Source organism: Limnobacter sp. CACIAM 66H1, assembly GCF_001601825.1.
GTDB lineage: Bacteria > Pseudomonadota > Gammaproteobacteria > Burkholderiales > Burkholderiaceae_B > Limnobacter.
Map to the genome: position 1 here is coordinate 1 of NZ_LUJK01000025.1, position 18,211 is coordinate 18,211.

An 18,211-nucleotide genomic window follows, 5' to 3' on the forward strand; every position below is an offset into this window, starting at 1 on the left:
TTCTTCCATGGCACGCAGAACAATCTTGATGCCTGCATCTTGATCGGGGTTTGAGCCCTTCAAGCCGGCGATCTTGGCGCGAGCACGAAGCAGCGCAACGCCGCCGCCGGGCACAATGCCTTCTTCCACAGCAGCGCGAGTGGCGTGCAGCGCGTCTTCAACGCGAGCTTTCTTTTCCTTCATTTCTACTTCGGTGGCAGCACCAACCTTGATCACTGCAACACCGCCAGCCAACTTGGCGACGCGTTCCTGCAACTTTTCACGGTCGTAGTCGGAGGTGGACTCTTCAATCTGACCGCGGATTTGCTTGACGCGGGCTTCAATGTTTGCGCCATCGCCTGCACCGTCGATGATGGTTGTGTTCTCTTTGCCCACTTCAATGCGCTTGGCCTGACCCAAATGCTCGAGGGTCACACTTTCCAGGCTCATGCCGGTTTCTTCAGCAATCACCACGCCGCCAGTCAAAATCGCGATGTCTTCCAACATGGCTTTGCGACGGTCGCCGAAGCCTGGGGCTTTCACCGCACAAGTTTTCAAAATGCCACGGATGTTGTTCACAACCAAAGTCGCCAAGGCTTCGCCTTCGATGTCTTCGGCAATAATCAACAATGGGCGACCTGCCTTGGCCACTTGTTCCAGTGTAGGCAGCAGGTCACGGATGTTGCTGATTTTCTTGTCGTGCAACAGTACGAATGGGTTGTCCAGTGCAACAACCTGTTTTTCCTGATTGTTAATGAAGTAGGGGCTCAGGTAACCACGGTCGAACTGCATACCCTCGACCACATCCAGCTCGTTGTCCAGGCTCTTGCCGTCTTCAACAGTGATAACACCTTCCTTGCCTACTTTTTCCATGGCTTCGGCGATGATGTTGCCGATGGATTCGTCGCTGTTGGCGGAAATCGAGCCAACTTGAGCAATCGCCTTGGTGGTAGAGCAGGGCTTGGACAGTTCGCGAAGTTCGCTAATCGCGGCAGTAACTGCCTTGTCGATGCCGCGCTTCAGGTCCATGGGATTCATGCCGGCGGCTACGAACTTCATGCCTTCCTTGACGATGGCTTGTGCCAGCACAGTGGCGGTGGTAGTGCCGTCACCGGCGTTGTCGGAAGTTTTGGAGGCCACTTCCTTCACCATTTGTGCGCCCATGTTCTCGAACTTGTCTTTCAGTTCGATTTCCTTGGCCACGGATACACCGTCTTTGGTCACTGTGGGGGCGCCAAATGAGCGCTCCAAAACCACGTTGCGGCCTTTGGGGCCCAAGGTGACTTTCACTGCGTTGGCCAGAATGTTTACGCCACGCACCATGCGGCTGCGTGCGTCATCGCCGAAAAATACTTCTTTAGCTGCCATGATTTAATCTTCCTCTTGAATTCTATGTAATCGGGCTTTGCAGTTAAGCTTCAATGACGCCCATGATGTCTTCTTCACGCATAACCAGCACTTCCTTGCCATCCACCTTGATGGATTGACCGGCGTACTTGCCGAACAACACGCGCTGGCCCACCTTCACATCCATGGCGATCAGCTTGCCACTGTCATCGCGCTTGCCTGGGCCAACTGCAATCACTTCACCTTGATCGGGCTTCTCAGCGGCGGCTTCTGGGATCACGATGCCAGAGGCTGTTGTGCGCTCGCTGTCGAGGCGCTTCACGATCACGCGATCATGCAACGGACGAATGTTCATGGATACCACTCCTAAATTTATCTTTAAAAATAATCGCTTAGAGAAACTGACGGATGCTTTGTTAGCACTCGCCGTCATCGAGTGCTAATAATAGGGGTGGGGGACTGGTATTTCAAGGGGCAGGGTGAAAAAAAGTTCTCTGCAAGCAGGGCGTCAGTCACTTTTGTTTACACTAGGGGTCGATTCAATTCAGCACCCCACAGAATGAACAAAGCAAAGTCGGTTTTTATTGTCCTGTTTTTAGTCTTGATCAACCTGAGTCTGTTGCACGTGGCCACCCTCAGTTGGCACACTCCTTTGGGACCAGGCTGGATAGGTGTGTTTGTTTTGGCCCTTCCCAATTTTTACCTGTTCGTGTGGATGTTCATGCGAAGACGTGCCCGAACATCGCGCAATCTTCACCTGCTGATGGCTGCCAACCTGACCGGTATCGCCTTGGTGCTGACTGATCCAGGCATGGAAGCGGATCCCTTGCCCCTGATCATCGGCAATCTGATCTTTTTCGGCAGCATTGCCTACATTTTTTGGTACTCCAATCTGGGTGAACGCAGCAATGCCATGTTGAATGAAGGTGAGAAATTGCCTGTCTTCGAACTCACGACCGTGGATGGGGGATCGTTTTCCAGTGAGCAGTTCAAAGGGGCTGCGTGGTTGTTGATTTTTTATAGGGGCAATTGGTGCCCTCTGTGCATGACACAAATTGGAGAGGTGGCGGCGCGCTACATCGATCTTGACCGCCTTGGCGTCAAAGTGGCTTTGATCAGTCCGCAGCCGGAAACCAAAACCAAAGAACTCGCTGCGCGGTTCAAGGTACCCATGAATTTTTTCATAGACACCAACTTCAGGGCCAGCAAAAAATTAAAATTGGTTCATGAACACGGGGTTCCGTTTGGCCTGAAGTGGATGGGACACGGAGAGGACACGGTGCTGCCCACGGTGTTGATCATCAACAAACACGGGCGGATTGTGTATTCGGATCAAACTTCAAACTACCGCGTTCGTCCGGAACCGGAACAGTTTCTGGAAGTGGCTCGCCAAAAACTGGGCGGTGCTGAAGGCTGATTGAATCAACTCAGGGTGCCACGCCGGTGGCGGCCTGAATAGCGGCAGCCTTTCGAATGCTTGCAATCAATTCCTTGCTGATGCGGCTTTCCATGCGCCTGTGCACCGGTTCCAGCGCCTTGCGCCACGCGTCCAGTTCGCTCGCGCTGAGCATCGTTACTTGCGTATTCTTCGATGCCTTCACTTTCTGCAAGGCCTGTGCATTTAATTTTTCGGCCTCGTCGTCGTTCTTGCGCGTGGCATCAACCATGCATTTTTCAAGTGTGCTGCGGATGTCCGCTGGCAGACTGCCCCAAAATTTCCGGTTAACGATAACGGCATAGCCCAGATAACCGTGATTGGTCACTGCCACGTGCTTTTGAACCTCATGCATCTTCTTGGAGTATAAATTGGAAGGGGGGTTCTCGGTGCCATCAACCAATCCGGTCTCCAATGCGGTGTACACGTCCGAGAATGCCAGAGGGATGGGAGTGGCACCCAAGGCTTCCATTTGAGCCTCTAGCACACGTGAAGGTTGAATTCGCATCCGCTTTCCTTTCAGGTCCTCGGGCAGACGAAGGGGCGTGTTGGCACTCATCACTTTGAAGCCATTGTCCCAGTAGGCCAGTCCGAGTATTCCACGGTCTTCAAGTTGTGCAAGAAGCTGCTTGCCGATTTCACCTTGAGTCACGGTTTTTAGCACCTGGCGATTCGGAAAAATATAGGGGAGGTCGAACACCTCGAAATCACGCATACCCAGTTGGCCGAACTTGGCCAGTGACGGGGCCAGCATTTGGACGGCCCCCAATTGAAGCGCTTCGAGTTCTTCCCGGTCTTTGTACAAGGTCGAGTTGGGGTAGACCTCCACTTTCACACGCCCACGCGTCCGTTCCTCGACCAGTTTTTTGAATTCAAGTGCTGCAATACCTTTTGGCGTGTTTTCGTCGACGACATGGCTGAACTTGATCAGAATCGGTGGCGCAGCACTGGCTGGTGCCAGGGCAGCGCTATGAAGTCCAAGCAAAAGTCCGAGTGCTGACAAATATTTCATGTTGCGGCTTGTTTGTAGGTGTTCATTGAAAATTCCAGAGTAGGACCGTCCCCACCATTGTGGGTTTCCACATCCTCTGAAATCTTTTTGCCATTTCATGGCACTATCCAGCCATGCAAGTGTTCGCCTCTTATGAGCCCAATTTAAAAAAGATCAAGCGCCGCCAAGCCATGAGATTTGGCATGCCTGTGCTTGTATTTTCACTTTTAATGGCCTTGCTGGTGGCGGCAGTTTACTACGCCCAGCAAGATGAACGTGACCAAAATCAGGCAAAACTGATTGCCGATGCGCTGTGGGCTCGCCAGAACATTCAGTTTCAGGTGGGCGGTCTGATCAATTCGCTTCAGGCACTGACCAATGATTCACTCATTTATCCATCGGCACGGCTGGCCGCAAGTTTGAACCAGCTCAGCCGTAGTTCTGGAGAACTGGTAGCGGTATTTCGTGGACCGGAACTGACCCCGATCGTGAACCTGGAAGACAATTTCGATGAATATGACCTTGAGGCGGTTCGTCAATTGATCTCGGCACCGGTCAATCAACGTTACGAATCCCGCCTGGACGGCTTGGTTGGACCTTTTCTGTTTCAGGGACGGAATTATGTGGCGAATGTCAGCGTGGCCCAACGAGGCGAGGCTGTCACCGCGGGTTTGATCGACCTTGATTTGATGCTTGAAAAAGAACTGCCATGGTGGTTTGCTCAAGACAATCAAGTGGAACTTCTTGACGCCAGCGGCGCAACATTGTCGCGTCTGGTCAAAGCCAGCCCAGGTGCTGGCGTGTACATGCACACCACCTCGCTGGAACTCGGCGGGCTTCAATTTCAACTCAGGGTCAACAGCATTCAAGAAGGCCCCCGATTGTTTAACTATGGCATTACCGGCGCGTTGGCTTTTTTGCTACTGTTGCTGTTGTTAAGTTTCATTATGTTGTGGCGAGACTCCCGCCGTCGTCTGGAGATTGAAGCGCGCCTGGAAGAGGAAAAGTTGTTTCGTCAGTCCATGCAAGACTCGATGGCCGTGGGCCTGCGCGTTTGGGACTTGCAGGGTTTTATTCGTTATGTGAACCCGGCATTTTGCAATATGGTGGGTTACAAACCCGAGGAACTCATCGGTATTCCACAACCTTTGCCTTATTGGCCCAGTAAGAGCACAGAGGAATACAAAAGATTGGTGGCAGATGTCATTTCAGGCAACGCCCCACCCGAGGGGTTCGAAACAATTTATCAGCACAAGAATGGCAAGTTGATTGACGTACTGATTGTGGAAGCGCCACTGAAAGATGGCCGGGGCGTTCACACTGGATGGATGAGCTCGGTCATCGACATCACCGATCGCAAACGTTCGGAATCCCTGATTGCCGAGCAACGCGAAAAATTGCAAGCAGCCTCTCGATTTGCCCTGGTGGGTGAGGTGGCCTCCAATATTGCACATGAATTGAATCAGCCACTCGCCACGATGGTCTCTTATGCGCAGGCCGGCATGAACTTAAGCCAGCGCGGTTCCAGTCTCGAGATGTATGGTCAGCTGTTTGAAAAATTGCGCGATCAGGCTCAGCGCGCCGGCCGTGTGGTGGGGTCCGTTCAAAACCTGGTACGCAAACGCAAGCCGACTCGTGAAAACGTGCGCGTGGCTGACTTGATCGATTCTATTCAGTTCATGGTGAATTCAACGGCCATGCTCCATCAGGTTCGTTTGCATTTTGACATTGGTACACCCGATTTTGTGTTGTATATCGACCGAATCATGGTGGAGCAGGCCCTGGTGAACCTGGTTAAAAATGCGTCCGAGGCATTCACGGCCTCGCAACGAATTCGCAATGTGTGGATACGCGCGCGTCAGCTGGAGAACTCCTTTGAATTTTCAGTACGCGATGATGGCCCCGGCTTGAGCTTGAACAATACTGAGAAAATGTTTGAGGCCCTCGTGTCGACCAAACCCGATGGGTTGGGGCTGGGGTTAAGCCTATGCCGCTCTGTGGCTGAATCGCACGGTGGTCGATTGAAAGCCGAGGCTGTGCCTACTGGTGGCACGTGTTTTACAATGGACTTGCCGATGGCAGTCAAAGAATCCATGGAAGGAGAGCAGTCAGTTGGAGCCAACTAAAAAAGTACAGGTGTTGCTGCTCGATGATGACGACGATTTGCGCGAGGGCATGAAGTGGATGTTCGAGACCGTGGATCTTCCCATGGAGGGTTTTGCAAATTTCGAAAGCTTCAAGTCCAGGTTAGATGAATATGTCGGCAGTGATGCCGAACTTTGCCTGTTGCTCGACTTGCGCATGCCTGACATGTCGGGCCTTGAGGTGTTTGAATGGCTCAAACGAGGTGGTTACAGCCTGGAACGTTTGCCTGTCATTTTTCTGACCGGGCATGGCGATATATCCACGGCTGTTGAAGCTGTTAAAAATGGTGCATTCGATTTTTACGAGAAACCCACTACTGATCAGCGTTTGATTGAACGGGTGAAACAGGCACTTCAAAAATCAGGCGAGTATCTGGTTAATCTGGAAGTATTGAAACAATGGTCCGAGCGAATTGATCGCCTGTCGCCACGTGAGAGAGAAGTGATGTTCCTGGTGGCCAAGGGTAAGCTGAACAAGGTGATTGCCTCTGAGCTGGACATTTCCATGCGTACAGTTGAAGTGCACCGCGCCAATGTTTTTGACAAACTCAAGGTGCGCTCAGCTGCTGAATTGGCCACTTTGCTGAGTCGCCTCAGCGACCGACTTGGTTTTGATCAATTGGCGGGACTGGAATAAATTTCCACCATATTGGGTAGTCGAACTGCATCACCAAACAGCGGACTCGAGGTGTCCGGGTGCAACTCCAGCACAAAGGCCTTGCGTGCCAGCCGATTGTCCCTGAAATAATGTTGTATCGCATCCAGCCTTTGGCTGGCCACTGCGAGATCCAACTCGGCGCTGCCTTCTGTTTGGGTGCTTGACCGGATCAAAATCGGACCAGACTTTCCTGCCTTGGCAGCTTCATTCAACACTTCAAGTTTGGGTAGGCAGTTTGATGGGATCTCGCTTTGCCCTGGCTTGAAATGAATCAACAATTCAAGCCGTCTGTCCTCCCGGCGAAGTGTTAAGGAAGCCGCAGTGCTCTGAGATTCCGACAGCGCGTTGACCACACCATTGAACAGGTCGAATGTAGGTTGGTAACCGCAGTGCATGTCTGGATTGCTTAATCGTTGAATCACGCTTTCAATCGCCTGCGCGGGTTTGATCAAACAAAGCGCGGCAACCGCAAACAGGCCAGCAATCTTTCCAGAACGGCACTTACTCATTTAATCGGTGCTCATCTTTTTTCTTCAATCTTACTGCCATCTGCCGATTTCACCTCAGGGCTTGGCTCTTGTGCAGGCACGGGCACTGTTTCTGCCTGCGCAAAACTGACCTTGATTTGGTTGGCAAGCAGATGATAAATGGACGCTGGCAAAATTCGTTTACTGACTTGTGTGGAAATGGCGGATACAAAAATCAGCGGCATGACCAAATCATGGTTGTCGACCATTTCCAGCACAATGACGAAAGCGGTAATCGGGCAGTGGGTGACAGCAGAGAGCACGCCCACCATGGCCAGCAGCATCAATGGCGCAGTTTCGCTGTTGGTCAGGCCTGCAAAAAAGTGACCAAAGCCGGCGCCAATAGACAGTGTGGGTGAAAATACGCCACCGGGAATGCCACTGGCGAAGGAAACCACAGTGGCAGCCATTTTTGTGAGCCAAAACATAGGGGAGAGTTCCTCACTGTCTTGCAGCGCAGCTTTGGTTTCTTCGTAACCTGCGCCAAACACCTCGGCACCAAATACAAGCGCCATCAAAGACAGCACAACTCCACATCCGGCTGCAAACCTGTAAGGATAACGACTACGCAAACCACCCAGAAAACTGGTGCTGGACACCAGAATCAACATGCTTCTTCCGTAAAGACCACCCACTATTCCGGTGAGAATGGCCAGAGAAAAGATGATCAGCCATTCTTGCCCCCAGTCAATCGTGGCATTGGAATAGCCAAAGTATGAGTAGTTCCCTTGCAGAATCAATGCAACCAAACCAGCCAGCACAATTGCCATGAGTAGTGCCGAGGTATGTCGCATGGTTTTTCGGCGCCCCAATTCTTCGAACGCAAACATAAGGCCACCCAGGGGCGTATTGAAAGCCGCGGCCACCCCAGCTGCTCCGCCGGCAATAATCAGAGAGCGGGTATCAAAGAGTTTGGCGATGTTGGGGAAACGGCCGGCATACGCCATGAGCGCAGCACCAATCTGAACGGTGGGGCCTTCGCGTCCGGCGGCTGCACCTGCTGCAATCACAAACGGAGTGATTAGCAGTTTGCCCAAAAAGGCCCTTGGTCCCAACAGGCGCTCTATCAGGCGAGGCTTTGGGTGTTTGGTCACCTTGATGGCCTGCGGAATACCACTGCCACCAGAACCCCAGAAAATGGTGTTGACCAGCCACAGCGCTATCGGAAACACAATGGGTGGCAGCAGCAGTGCGATCCACATGTGCTCGGCAAACAGTTCTTTGTTCCACTCGCCCGCGAAGTCAGACATCCACGCAAAACCTACCGCGAGTAAGCCAACCAGTAATGAAAAGGCATAGATGACGGAGACAATCATGCCTCGGTCTGCCATGAATCGAGAAAGTCGAGCGCTTTGCGCCAGCCAGTTGCTTTTGGAATTCGGCCGCACGGTGGGAGGTTTCCTGCTTGGTGGGTCAACAAGCTTCAAATTGTCGCATAAAAACAAAAAACCCTCAGGCTTTCGGCTGAGGGTTTTTCTTGGGGTTTCCCCCTTGCTGCTTTTACGCTGCTTGTTTAGCCAGCGCGGCGACGGCTGAAGCCACCACGGTCACCCATGTTGCGTGCCGCGTTTTCCTTGCGTGCGCCAGAGGCGTGTTCACGCTTAGGGCCAGAAGGCGCACCCTCTGCGCGGAAGGCGGGGCGAGCACGTTCTTCCGAGCGTGGGAAGCTTGGGCGCTCTGCGTCACGATTCCACTTTTTGGGTGCATCGGAATTGCCGGAAAAGCCGGAAGGCTTGCGGTCACCAAAGGAAGGTTTGTCGCCAAACGACTTACGCTCACCGAAGGGCTTGCGATCGCCGAATGAAGGCTTGTCACCAAAGGATTTGCGTTCGCCAAAAGGCTTGCGATCGCCAAATGAGGGCTTGTCGCCGTAGGGCTTGCGGTCACCGAAGGGTTTGCGATCGCCGAAGCTACGCTCTTCACCTTGGACAAAAGGCTTGCGATCGCCAAAGCTGCGCTCCTCGCGGGCCTCATAAGGCTTGCGATCACCGAACGACTTGCGCTCACCAAAGGCAGGTTTGTCGCCGTATGATTTACGCTCTCCGAAGCTGCGTTCCTCGCGTGCTTCGAAGGGCTTACGGTCACCGTAAGAGGGCTTGTCACCGTACGATTTGCGCTCGCCACCGCCAAAGCTGCGACCTTCAGAGCGACCACTGCCGTTGCCAGCATAACCGCCTCCGCCTGAGCGACCACGGCCACCGCTTGGCTTGCCGCCGCGTGGTGCCTGTGTGAAGTTGCCGCGAGGCTCCAAGCCCTCTACCTGTTCTTCCGGGATACGTGAATTGATGAAACGCTCAATGCCGCGAACACTGATGATGTCGCAGGCTTCAGCCAAAGTAACCGCCACGCCAGTGCGTCCGGCACGACCGGTACGGCCAATTCGGTGCACGTAATCTTCCGACTTCATGGGCATGCCGTAATTAATCACGTGAGAAATTGCAGGTACATCCAGGCCACGGGCAGCAACGTCAGTTGCAACCAATACCTTGATGTCGCCTTTGCGAACACTGGCCAAACGGCGGTTGCGCACGACTTGTGGCATGCCACCGTGCAGGGCGCAGGCACGAACGCCTTCGTCAGCCAAATCGCGGGCCAGGTTTTCAGCATCAATTTGTGTGCTTGTAAATACAACGGCTTGAACCATGTCTGGGTGCTCCAGCCAGTGGTTCAGCAACTTGCGCTTGTGGCCACGGTTGTCAGCCCACATCAGTTTCTGGGCGATGTCAGTGTTGGCTTCGTTCTGAGCCGCCATTTCAATGCGCTTGGGGTTGTTCATGATGTTTTCAGCCAAACCGATGATGCGTTTGGCAAAGGTGGCGGAAAACATCAGTGTTTGAATACGGTTGCCACACAGCTGGTCGATGGCTTCCAGATCTTCGGAGAAGCCCAGGTCAAGCATGCGGTCTGCCTCGTCGACGATCAGGGTGGTCACGGTGCTCAGGTTTAATTTGCCTTGCTGGGCCAAATCGAGCAAGCGACCAGGTGTGCCCACAACGATACGGGCACCGCGCAGGCTGGCCATTTGTTTGCCGTAGGGCATGCCGCCCACAACGGTGGCTACACGAACGCCCTTGGTGAATTTTACGAGGTTGATCGCGTCTTGACTAACCTGTTGGGCCAATTCGCGGGTGGGGCAAAGCACCAGGCATTCCGGTCCTGCCAGCATTTCCATTGGGCTTTGTTCACCGCTCATCATGCGGTGCATAACGGGCAGCAGAAAACCGAAAGTTTTACCGCTACCGGTTTGGCTGGAAACCATCAGGTCGCCGCCTTCTTTGCCGAGTGGTACCACTTCAGCTTGTACGGGAGTAGGGGCGGTGATATTCAGGGCATTCAGGGCTTGCAGCAAAGGCGCGGCAAGACCCATGTCATCAAATGACATAGACATAATAAAAGTTCCAATTCGATGTGGACTTAAAAATTCATCGACGAACAGAAATAAGACGACGCGGCTGGGAACTATATTGTTCCGGATGGTCGCAAGAGAACTGGCGGCGATGGGCAAAGCACAGCTTTTAAAGCTTGTGCCAACAAAGGCAACCCAACGCGGTCCAATGGTGAAAATCGTGTTAACGACCCGTTGATTTGCAATCTGGAGCGAAGTCTACTGGGTTTGGGTGCAATGCACAAGAAAAGATTGTGGGTAAAACCACAATTAGAAGAAAAACACCAACATCCCCGCAAATGCCTATCAATTTTTCCGGGATCCGGACGTTATTACCTGTAGAGGTAGTCAATCAGGACTGGATTATGAGAAAACTGAAAATATTGATGGTGGCAGGCGCTGCGACCATGCTGAGTTCATGCGATCTGTCGCAGATCCCGGGCCTGACAGGCAAATTGTCCATGGAAGACAGCAAGGCGGTGGGCGCGGCATGCAGGCATTCGGGCCGCGCACTGGAGGATTGCTTTACCTTGAACCCCAATACACATCAGTCTGGCGTATTCGAGGGTTGGCGCGACATGAATGACTACATGTTGGCCAATGAAATCGAGGTCGTGAAACCCGAGATTCGGAATTCAGCGTTCAAGCAGGAAAATACCTCAGTTGGCTCGCCTGATCTGCTGGCCACACCGGCTGATCCTGGTTCTGCGCCCGTAGGTAAGCCTGACGAGGCAGTGCCGCTGGCGCAGGGGCGGCAACGCTGGTTGCCCAAGGGCGTTGATGATCCGGCTGCAGCAGACGCCACTGTGGCTCCGCCCGCCCCTGTGGGCAGGGCCGATGCCACTGTGGCTACCCCCGCGGTAAGTGCGGAAGAGGCTCCCGTTCAAGAGGCACCTGCGGCAGATTCGCCGTCGAGGCCATGGGAGCGCAAAAAGGACCCGAAGAAACACACCTGAGGACAGTGACTGCCTGTCACAAGGTGGCTCGAGTGATATCCTAAAAGTTCACAATTGCACTTCAGGATTTCACGCGTGTCAGTTCGTAAACTAGGTGGTGTACTCGTCCTTTTTAGCATGGCTTGGCCGCAAGCCGCATGGTCTAACGCAGTTGATCCTCAGGTTCGGGCTTTTCCTTCCAGCGTGACTCAGGCCTTTGTCAAAAAAGGCATCGCATCAGACGATTTCACAGCATACGCATTGCCCATTTCACCTTTCGTTCACCGAAAGCCGCAAGCTTATGCGCATGGCTCCAGTCAGTTGGTCAATCCTGCGTCTGTAGCCAAGGTGTTTACCACCGCGCTGGCTTTGCAAAGGCTGGAATCTACTTATCGTTTCAAAACCGGTTTTCATGCCGACGCCGAGCCTGTGGATGGTGTGTTGAACGGTCCCTTGTACATCAAGGGCAGCGGAGATCCTGCATTTTTGAGTGCCGACCTGTGGGCTTCGCTTCGACAACTTCGAACCAAGGGTGTGGATGTGATAAACGGCCCCGTGGTGTTGGACGACTCTGCCTTTACTGAACAAATGCCGAGCCTTGGTCTTGCAGAGGAAGATGCATTTGATGATGCCCCGCACCGTGCTTACCATGCCCAACCCGATGCACTGCTGCTGAATTTTGGCGCCATGTCGATCGACCTGAAAATCAACGAAAACTCCGTAGTAGTGGTGCCTGAGGAGGCACCCAAAGACTGGGCGTTCGTATCGGAAATCAATTTGACCGGTGGTGCTTGCGGTGCATGGAAGAATGGCATGTCGGTTGACTTTTCAAAAGCCGGACGCAATGTGGTGGTGACCGTGAAGGGCAATTACCCGCGTCGTTGCGGTCAGTCGCGCTTGCCCATCCGTGTACCTGCGCAAGATTGGCTTTGGGAATCCTGGGTGAAAGAGATTTGGTTGCAGTTGGGTGGCAAGTTTGCCGGTCCACAAGGCGGTCAAATGATCAAAGGGGTAACACCAGCCAACACCATTGCTTTGTACACGCATTATGGGAAACCATTGAGCGACCTGATCAAGCAGATCAATAAATGGTCCAGCAATGTGATGGCTCGCCACCTTGAATTGGCGGTGGCAGGCACGCCCGAGGCTTTCAATGCCCAGCTCAAGGATTGGTTGAGGTTGCAAGGCATTTCTTCGAATGACTGGTTTTTTGAGAATGGCTCGGGTCTGTCCCGCAACACCAGAATTGACGCAAAAGGCCTGACCGAGTTTCTGCGCAATATGGCATCCAGATCTGATTTCCCCGATTTTCTCGCCAGTTTCCCGCGTGCCGGTACAGACGGCACACTGCATCGACGTGTGAACAATGTGGATGGTTTTGCCTACCTGAAAACAGGGAGCCTTAACGGCGTTCGTTCATTGGGTGGGTATATCAGGGACCGAGAGGGGCAACTGTGGGCAGTGGGTGTTTTGGTGAAAAGCCCTAGGGCTTATGACAGCTGGGGCCCCATGGAAAGCCTGCTCGAGTTTATATACAGGGCGGAATAAATCGAGCCAAAAATGATGCGCTTGCCCGCAAGCCTTTCCTAATCTGGGTTTTCCTTTGTTAGACTGACTTATTACATTCACTCATCCGCACGAGGCCAATATATGGACAACAGCAAAGACAAACTTTTTAGTGACATGAAAATTGTGTTGAGCGATGCCGAAGATCTGTTGAAAGCCGCAGCGTCGTCCTCAGGCGAGCGCGCAGTCGAATTGCGTGAAAAGGCGCTGGTCAGTTTGCGTCGCGCAAAAGAGGTGATGCAAGACGCCCAATCGGCAGTACTTGAGAAAGGCAAAGCCGCGGCGCGTGCCACGGATGACTATGTGCATGACCACCCCTGGAAAGCAGTGGGTATCGCTGCAGCGGTGGGTTTCGTATTGGGTTTGATTGTTAACCGTCGTTAAAGGCTGGCCGTGCTAAATCCTAATGCAAGGGCAGCACTGAAACGGGTTGTGGCCAGCTTGCTGGGCATGACCCAAACACGCCTCGAGTTGGCGGGTGTCGAGTTGGCTCAGGTTCGTCAAACTACCGTGCGCACAGTGGTTTGGTCGTTGCTTACGGCTTTGGCAGCTGCATTTGCGTCTTTGTTTGTTTGCATTTTGGTGATTGCCCTGGCGTGGGACACACACCGCTTTCTCGCAATCGCCGGTTGCGCAGCTTTCTATGTCGTTCTGGGTGTGTATTTTTATGTCCAGTTAAAAGACACCCTGGCCTCACAGCCCCCATTGTTTGAGGCAACATTGGCGGAGCTGGGGCGCGACAAGCAAGCGGTGCTTGACAGTTTGGGCGGTGAGCCCCGGGAGCAGTCATGAGCAAAAAATTTGATGCCCTGGAAGCACGCAAAGAATTGTTGATGATGAAAGCCCAACTGGAACGCATGGAGTTTGGCGGGCAGGTAGATGCCTTGAAAAAGGAATTTGCCTGGGTCAATGTATTCAGGCAGTTTGGTGGCTGGCTGGGGCAGCGCAACATGCGTGCACTGGGGCCGGTGGCTAGCTTGGGTGGTCAATTTTGGCAAGAGGGCTTGAAAAAGTATCCCCTGCTCGGCATGCTGGCCTCAACGGCACTGCTGCGTTTTCGACAGCCCATTTCCAAAGTGGCTTTGCGCGCCGGTTTGGGCGCTGTAGCCCTTGCAGCAGGCATGTTCTGGTTTCAAACGAGAGGCCCTTGGGCTTCCCGTTCGTCTACGCAGCCTTCTACAGACCCAAGCGACTCATAAGTTCTCGCACACGTTCGTCCAGGTTGGGGTCTGGCTGAATGCTTCGGCCCCATTCACGCGTGGTTTCTCCGGGCCATTTGTTGGTGGCGTCCAGTCCCATTTTGCCACCCAGCCCACTCACTGGGCTTGCAAAGTCGAGGTAGTCAATCGGGGTGTTTTGTATCAACACGGTGTCCCGCACGGGGTCCATTCGGGTGGTGATCGCCCAAATAACTTCCTTCCAGTCGCGCGCGTTCACGTCGTCGTCCACGACCACAATAAACTTGGTGTACATGAATTGGCGCAAAAAGCTCCAGGCGCCCATCATCACTCGTTTGGCATGTCCGGCATACGCTTTTTTCATGGAAATTACCGCCATGCGGTAGCTGCAGCCCTCGGGAGGCAGGTAAAAGTCCACAATTTCCGGGAACTGCTTTTGCAGTATCGGCACGAACACCTCGTTTAGTGCCACACCCAATACGGCAGGCTCATCGGGTGGTTTGCCAGTATAAGTGCTGTGGTAAATGGCATCGTTGCGCAGTGTAATGCGGTCCACCGTGAATACGGGGAACCAGTCCTGTTCGTTGTAGTAACCGGTGTGGTCGCCATATGGGCCTTCCAGTGCGCAGTCCCAACCCTTCAGGTATTCGGGCACAGGTGGGGGTTCTCGAAGCACGGTGACACCGTCGCGTATCTCGGGCACTTCGCCGTCGGTTCTGCCTTTGCGGGCGGCCACGGCAATTGGGTGCTCATAGGGGTAAATGTGACCTTCCAGCACCATTTCAGCTTCAGCCGGCACCTGTAGTTCATTGCCTTTGCAGGCTACAAGCTCGGTGCGGCTGCCGCGCAGCAAACCCGCAAACTGGTATTCCGACAGGGTGTCAGGTACGGGCGTCACGGCACCCAAAATAGTGGCTGGGTCTGCGCCCAAGGCCACTGAGATGGGGAAGGGTTGACCAGGATATTTCAGGGCATGGTCGCGAAAATCGAGCGCGCCTCCCCGGTGGGCTAGCCAGCGCATGATCAGCCGGTTTTTGCCTATTTGTTGTTGACGGTAAATGCCCAGGTTCTGGCGCTTGCGATTGGGGCCTTTGGTGACCACAAGGCCCCAGGTCAGGAGGGGGGCTGCATCGTCAGGCCAGCAAGTCCAGATGGGTATCTGACTCAGGTCAACGTCGGGGCCTTCCACCACGTTTTCTTGGCACGGTGCTTTACTGACCACTTTGGGGGCCATCGACAGCACCTGTTTCACCAAAGGCAACTTGTCCAGTGCGTCTCGCATTCCCTTGGGTGGTTCGGGTTCTTTCAGATAGGCCAAAGTACGACCGATTTCCCGTAGTGCATCGGTGTTGCTGGCGCCCATGCCCATGGCTACTCGTTTTGGTGTTCCAAACAGGTTACCCAGAACGCGGTGCTTATAGCCGTGGGGCGCGTCAAACAACAACGCCGGTCCTTCTGCGCGCAGAACTTTGTCGCAAAGATGGGTCATCTCCAGAATTGGGCTGACCGATTCGGGGACTCGCTGAAGTTCACCTTCTTTGTAGAGTAAATCGATGAAGTCTCGAAGGTTCTTGTATCGCATTGTGAAAAAAACTGCCTGTTTGTGGTCCGAAAGGAACAGTTAACAAGAAATTACAACCCACACCTAGAGGGCTTTTTCAAGCCCCCCAAAAGCGCATAACGCCTAGCGATGGGGGTAAGTTCTTGTTTCGAGTAGAAAGACTCTACCAGATTTTGGATTGACCCCTGCCCGGGTTGACCCTAGAATCCGGTCAGCTTTGTGACAGGTATCACCTAAGTCACACAAACGCAGTTGGAGGGCAAAACTTGAGGGAACTTAAGTCAGCCTAACTTCATCTTAAGAGTGCTTTAACCATGCAGTACTTGTTGTAGTTGGTTAAAGCAGAACGTTCTGCCTCACGGACAAAATGGAGGCAGATGCACCGCTGAGTCAAACAATGCAGGGTTAAGCCTGCGTTTGCGTAGCAGAGGAGGTTGCATGAAGCAGTACGAAACCGTTCTGAGCGTGAATGGCCAGCAGGTCCAGTCTCAGAATTTACTTCAATCTTTGAAACATGCTGTCACCGGTCTTGGTGTGGCAACGTCAGTTTTGGTCGCTGGTGCAGTGGCAATTCTGCTGTCCAATGCCGAACTTCGCAGTCAGGTGTTTTTCTCTGCCCCCGTGCAGGCAATTTTCGCCACTGAAATCGACTTGCTCAGTACTGGCCTTGCAGCCGGTGGTACTGAGGTGGTTAACAACACAGGCAAGGCTTCCGCGACCCCGTCGGGTTCCAAAAACCTGATGCCCGTGAAGTTCAATTCGATTGATTCGAGCAAACCGCTGACGGCAGGCCAACGTCAAATTACGTCGTATTTGGCCAAGCGCTACAGCGTTTCGCCCGAGGCCGTGGAGTCTATTGTTCGTTTGGCCTACAAGGTCGGCAAGGAAGAGAAAGTAGAGCCCACCCTGATCCTCGCGATTGTGGGTATTGAGTCCTCTTACAATCCATTTGCGGCTAGCCCTGTGGGTGCGCGTGGTTTGATGCAGGTCATGCCCAAAATTCACAAAGACAAGTTTGAGGCTTTGTCTCCCGGTGACTGGTCACCACTGAATCCTGAAATGAACATGCGCGTGGGTGCGAAAATCATTCGCGAGTACACCCGCCGCACTGGTTCCGTTCATGCAGGTCTTCGTTGGTATGTCGGCGCAGCCATTCATGGTAATGATGGTGGCTATCCCGGCAAGGTGTTGGCGCTGAAATCCCGAATTGATTCAGCATATCAACAGGGCAGCTTGGTTGCCTCTCGAGAAAACAACCAAAAAGTGTCTGCTGTGTCAGTGGCGGGTTCAGAAGGCTAATCGTCAGGGCAATTGGCCTTTGTTGAAAAGTCGTATCCGTTCGATGGCGGTTTTCAGATTGTCCATCGAATTGGCATACGACAAACGCATCATCTCGCTGCCTCGAAATTCCGAAAAATCCTTGCCGGGCACAGCGCACACCAACGCCTGCTCGAGTAAGTCTTTGCAGTATCGCTCGCTGTCATAGGGAGACTTGGCATAAATATAAAATGCCGAGTCGGGCGTCGAGTGCAACTCGATGCCTGCTTTGGGAAGTGACGTCACCATGAAGTCGCGCCTGGCCTTGAAAATCTGTCGTCGCTCTTCGCAAATGGCCAGCGTTTCCGGTGTAAAGCAAGCCAGTGCCGCCCATTGGGCTGGCGTATTGGGGCATATGCTCAGATTCTGGGCAAACCGTTCAATGGCTGGTAACAGCGTGTCAGGTACCACCATCCACCCAAGTCGCAAACCAGTCATTCCAAAATATTTTGAGAAACTGTTGATCACCACCACCGGCATTCGGTCGCTGGGCGCCCCAGTTAATTGAAGCACACTTTGGGCGGGCTGGTCATAGCAAAGCGATTGGTAAATTTCGTCAACAATTACAAAACCACCCAGAGTGTTAACGCCATGGACAATGTCTTTCATGGATTGAGCGTTGAGTTGGGTGCCGGTCGGATTGTTAGGCGAGGCCAGCAGCACTCCTGCCGTGTGGCGAGTCCATTGTTCGCGCAAATCGGCCCAACTGGGTTGAAAGTTCTGTGCCTCGTGGGTTTGCACAAAATCAGGGACGCCTCCCGCCATTTGCACAAAGGTTTTGTTACAGGGGTAACCGGGGTCAGTCAGCAGCACCTTGTCAGTGCGGTTGATCAGGGCCAGGCAGGCGAACATCAGTGCGGCGGATGCGCCCGATGTGATTACGATTTGATGGGCCGGCACCCGCACTTTAAACTGCTGCTCGTAGTGGCGGCTAATCGCTTCGCGCAATTCAGGCAAGCCCAGCGCCGCTGTGTATCGGGTTTTGTGTGCTGAAACAGCCTGGATCAATGCCTGCTCCACAGGCTCGGGCATCGGAAAATCGGGTTCACCGATCGACAGATGAATCACTGGCTTTCCCTGCGCCTGCAGGGCATCTGCTGCTTTGACCAGTTCCATGACATGGAAGGGTTGAACGAGATTGCTAAGGCTAGACTGCTTCAATTCTTCACCATTGTTAGTGAGTGGCGC

At 53.4% G+C, this 18,211-nt stretch carries 17 protein-coding genes; 9 read left to right on the forward strand and 8 right to left on the reverse strand.

The features are described 5' to 3' along the window. Positions 1–1,347: chaperonin GroEL (gene groL, locus A0129_RS08775; RefSeq protein WP_291714269.1), on the reverse strand; the 1,347-nt coding region annotated here is incomplete at its 3' end. A 43-nt stretch (positions 1,348–1,390) separates the two neighbouring features. Further along, complete coding sequence (locus A0129_RS08780) at positions 1,391–1,681, reverse strand: co-chaperone GroES (protein ID WP_291714271.1); 291 nt, start codon at positions 1,679–1,681, stop codon at positions 1,391–1,393. A 204-nt stretch (positions 1,682–1,885) separates the two neighbouring features. Between A0129_RS08780 and A0129_RS08785 the strand changes: the two genes are divergently transcribed. After that, positions 1,886–2,743 (forward strand): peroxiredoxin, encoded by an 858-nt coding sequence (locus A0129_RS08785; protein WP_291714273.1) that lies wholly within the window; start codon positions 1,886–1,888, stop codon positions 2,741–2,743. Positions 2,744–2,753: 10 nt separating this feature from the next. Here A0129_RS08785 and A0129_RS08790 read toward each other — a convergent pair whose 3' ends face one another. After that, positions 2,754–3,773 (reverse strand): TRAP transporter substrate-binding protein, encoded by a 1,020-nt coding sequence (locus A0129_RS08790; protein ID WP_291714274.1) that lies wholly within the window; start codon positions 3,771–3,773, stop codon positions 2,754–2,756. Positions 3,774–3,886: 113 nt separating this feature from the next. Between A0129_RS08790 and A0129_RS08795 the strand changes: the two genes are divergently transcribed. After that, positions 3,887–5,878: a PAS domain-containing sensor histidine kinase gene (locus tag A0129_RS08795; RefSeq protein WP_291714277.1), complete on the forward strand. Its 1,992-nt coding sequence runs from the start codon at positions 3,887–3,889 to the stop codon at positions 5,876–5,878. Further along, on the forward strand, positions 5,865–6,533 hold the full coding sequence (locus A0129_RS08800; RefSeq protein WP_291714279.1) for a response regulator: 669 nt from the start codon (positions 5,865–5,867) through the stop codon (positions 6,531–6,533). Before A0129_RS08795 ends, A0129_RS08800 begins: the two co-directional genes overlap by 14 nt. On the opposite strand, the gene A0129_RS08805 is transcribed toward A0129_RS08800, so the two are convergent. The 3 genes from A0129_RS08805 to A0129_RS08815 form a co-directional block, all read right to left on the reverse strand. Then, a complete protein-coding gene (locus A0129_RS08805; protein ID WP_291714281.1) occupies positions 6,512–7,063 on the reverse strand; it encodes a hypothetical protein in 552 nt (183 codons plus the stop codon). The genes A0129_RS08800 and A0129_RS08805 overlap by 22 nt on opposite strands. An 11-nt stretch (positions 7,064–7,074) precedes the next feature. After that, positions 7,075–8,469 carry a chloride channel protein gene (locus A0129_RS08810; protein WP_291714283.1) on the reverse strand — a complete coding sequence of 465 codons (1,395 nt, stop codon included), beginning with the start codon at positions 8,467–8,469 and terminating at the stop codon, positions 7,075–7,077. Between the two features lie 125 nt (positions 8,470–8,594). Next, entirely contained in the window at positions 8,595–10,469 is a 1,875-nt protein-coding gene (locus tag A0129_RS08815; protein WP_291714286.1) for a DEAD/DEAH box helicase, read from the reverse strand. Between the two features lie 362 nt (positions 10,470–10,831). Here A0129_RS08815 and A0129_RS08820 point away from each other — a divergent pair, with 362 nt between their 5' ends. The 5 genes from A0129_RS08820 (at position 10,832) to A0129_RS08840 (ending at position 14,166) form a co-directional block, all read left to right on the forward strand. Next, positions 10,832–11,422, forward strand: a complete 591-nt coding sequence (locus tag A0129_RS08820) for a hypothetical protein (RefSeq protein WP_291714288.1) — start codon at positions 10,832–10,834, stop codon at positions 11,420–11,422. Between the two features lie 75 nt (positions 11,423–11,497). Beyond that, a complete protein-coding gene (gene dacB / locus A0129_RS08825) occupies positions 11,498–12,949 on the forward strand; it encodes a D-alanyl-D-alanine carboxypeptidase/D-alanyl-D-alanine-endopeptidase (RefSeq protein ID WP_291714290.1) in 1,452 nt (483 codons plus the stop codon). Positions 12,950–13,051: 102 nt separating this feature from the next. Then, positions 13,052–13,351 carry a YqjD family protein gene (locus tag A0129_RS08830; protein WP_105027111.1) on the forward strand — a complete coding sequence of 100 codons (300 nt, stop codon included), beginning with the start codon at positions 13,052–13,054 and terminating at the stop codon, positions 13,349–13,351. A 9-nt stretch (positions 13,352–13,360) separates the two neighbouring features. Continuing rightward, entirely contained in the window at positions 13,361–13,759 is a 399-nt protein-coding gene (locus A0129_RS08835) for a phage holin family protein (protein WP_255411411.1), read from the forward strand. Further along, positions 13,756–14,166, forward strand: coding sequence for a hypothetical protein (locus A0129_RS08840; protein ID WP_275271437.1), 411 nt, complete (start codon positions 13,756–13,758; stop codon positions 14,164–14,166). The genes A0129_RS08835 and A0129_RS08840 overlap by 4 nt, the downstream gene beginning before the upstream one ends. On the opposite strand, the gene A0129_RS08845 is transcribed toward A0129_RS08840, so the two are convergent. Next, positions 14,144–15,727, reverse strand: coding sequence for a UbiD family decarboxylase (locus tag A0129_RS08845; protein WP_291714292.1), 1,584 nt, complete (start codon positions 15,725–15,727; stop codon positions 14,144–14,146). The genes A0129_RS08840 and A0129_RS08845 overlap by 23 nt on opposite strands. Positions 15,728–16,144: 417 nt before the next feature. Between A0129_RS08845 and A0129_RS08850 the strand changes: the two genes are divergently transcribed. Further along, a complete protein-coding gene (locus A0129_RS08850) occupies positions 16,145–17,005 on the forward strand; it encodes a lytic transglycosylase domain-containing protein (protein ID WP_291714294.1) in 861 nt (286 codons plus the stop codon). Between the two features lie 3 nt (positions 17,006–17,008). On the opposite strand, the gene A0129_RS08855 is transcribed toward A0129_RS08850, so the two are convergent. Further along, entirely contained in the window at positions 17,009–18,184 is a 1,176-nt protein-coding gene (locus A0129_RS08855) for an aminotransferase class I/II-fold pyridoxal phosphate-dependent enzyme (RefSeq protein ID WP_291714296.1), read from the reverse strand. Positions 18,185–18,211: the final 27 nt, after the last annotated feature.

Bases quoted from the DNA above. Each gene is read 5' to 3' on its own strand.
- A0129_RS08815 (WP_291714286.1), bottom strand. From the start codon at position 10,469: ATGTCTATGTCATTTGATGACATGGGTCTTGCCGCGCCTTTGCTGCAA.
- A0129_RS08820 (WP_291714288.1), top strand. From the start codon at position 10,832: ATGAGAAAACTGAAAATATTGATGGTGGCAGGCGCTGCGACCATGCTG.
- A0129_RS08780 (WP_291714271.1), bottom strand. From the start codon at position 1,681: ATGAACATTCGTCCGTTGCATGATCGCGTGATCGTGAAGCGCCTCGAC.
- A0129_RS08830 (WP_105027111.1), top strand. From the start codon at position 13,052: ATGGACAACAGCAAAGACAAACTTTTTAGTGACATGAAAATTGTGTTG.
- A0129_RS08785 (WP_291714273.1), top strand. From the start codon at position 1,886: ATGAACAAAGCAAAGTCGGTTTTTATTGTCCTGTTTTTAGTCTTGATC.
- A0129_RS08845 (WP_291714292.1), bottom strand. From the start codon at position 15,727: ATGCGATACAAGAACCTTCGAGACTTCATCGATTTACTCTACAAAGAA.
- A0129_RS08795 (WP_291714277.1), top strand. From the start codon at position 3,887: ATGCAAGTGTTCGCCTCTTATGAGCCCAATTTAAAAAAGATCAAGCGC.
- A0129_RS08850 (WP_291714294.1), top strand. From the start codon at position 16,145: ATGAAGCAGTACGAAACCGTTCTGAGCGTGAATGGCCAGCAGGTCCAG.
- A0129_RS08790 (WP_291714274.1), bottom strand. From the start codon at position 3,773: ATGAAATATTTGTCAGCACTCGGACTTTTGCTTGGACTTCATAGCGCT.
- A0129_RS08805 (WP_291714281.1), bottom strand. From the start codon at position 7,063: ATGAGTAAGTGCCGTTCTGGAAAGATTGCTGGCCTGTTTGCGGTTGCC.
- A0129_RS08840 (WP_275271437.1), top strand. From the start codon at position 13,756: ATGAGCAAAAAATTTGATGCCCTGGAAGCACGCAAAGAATTGTTGATG.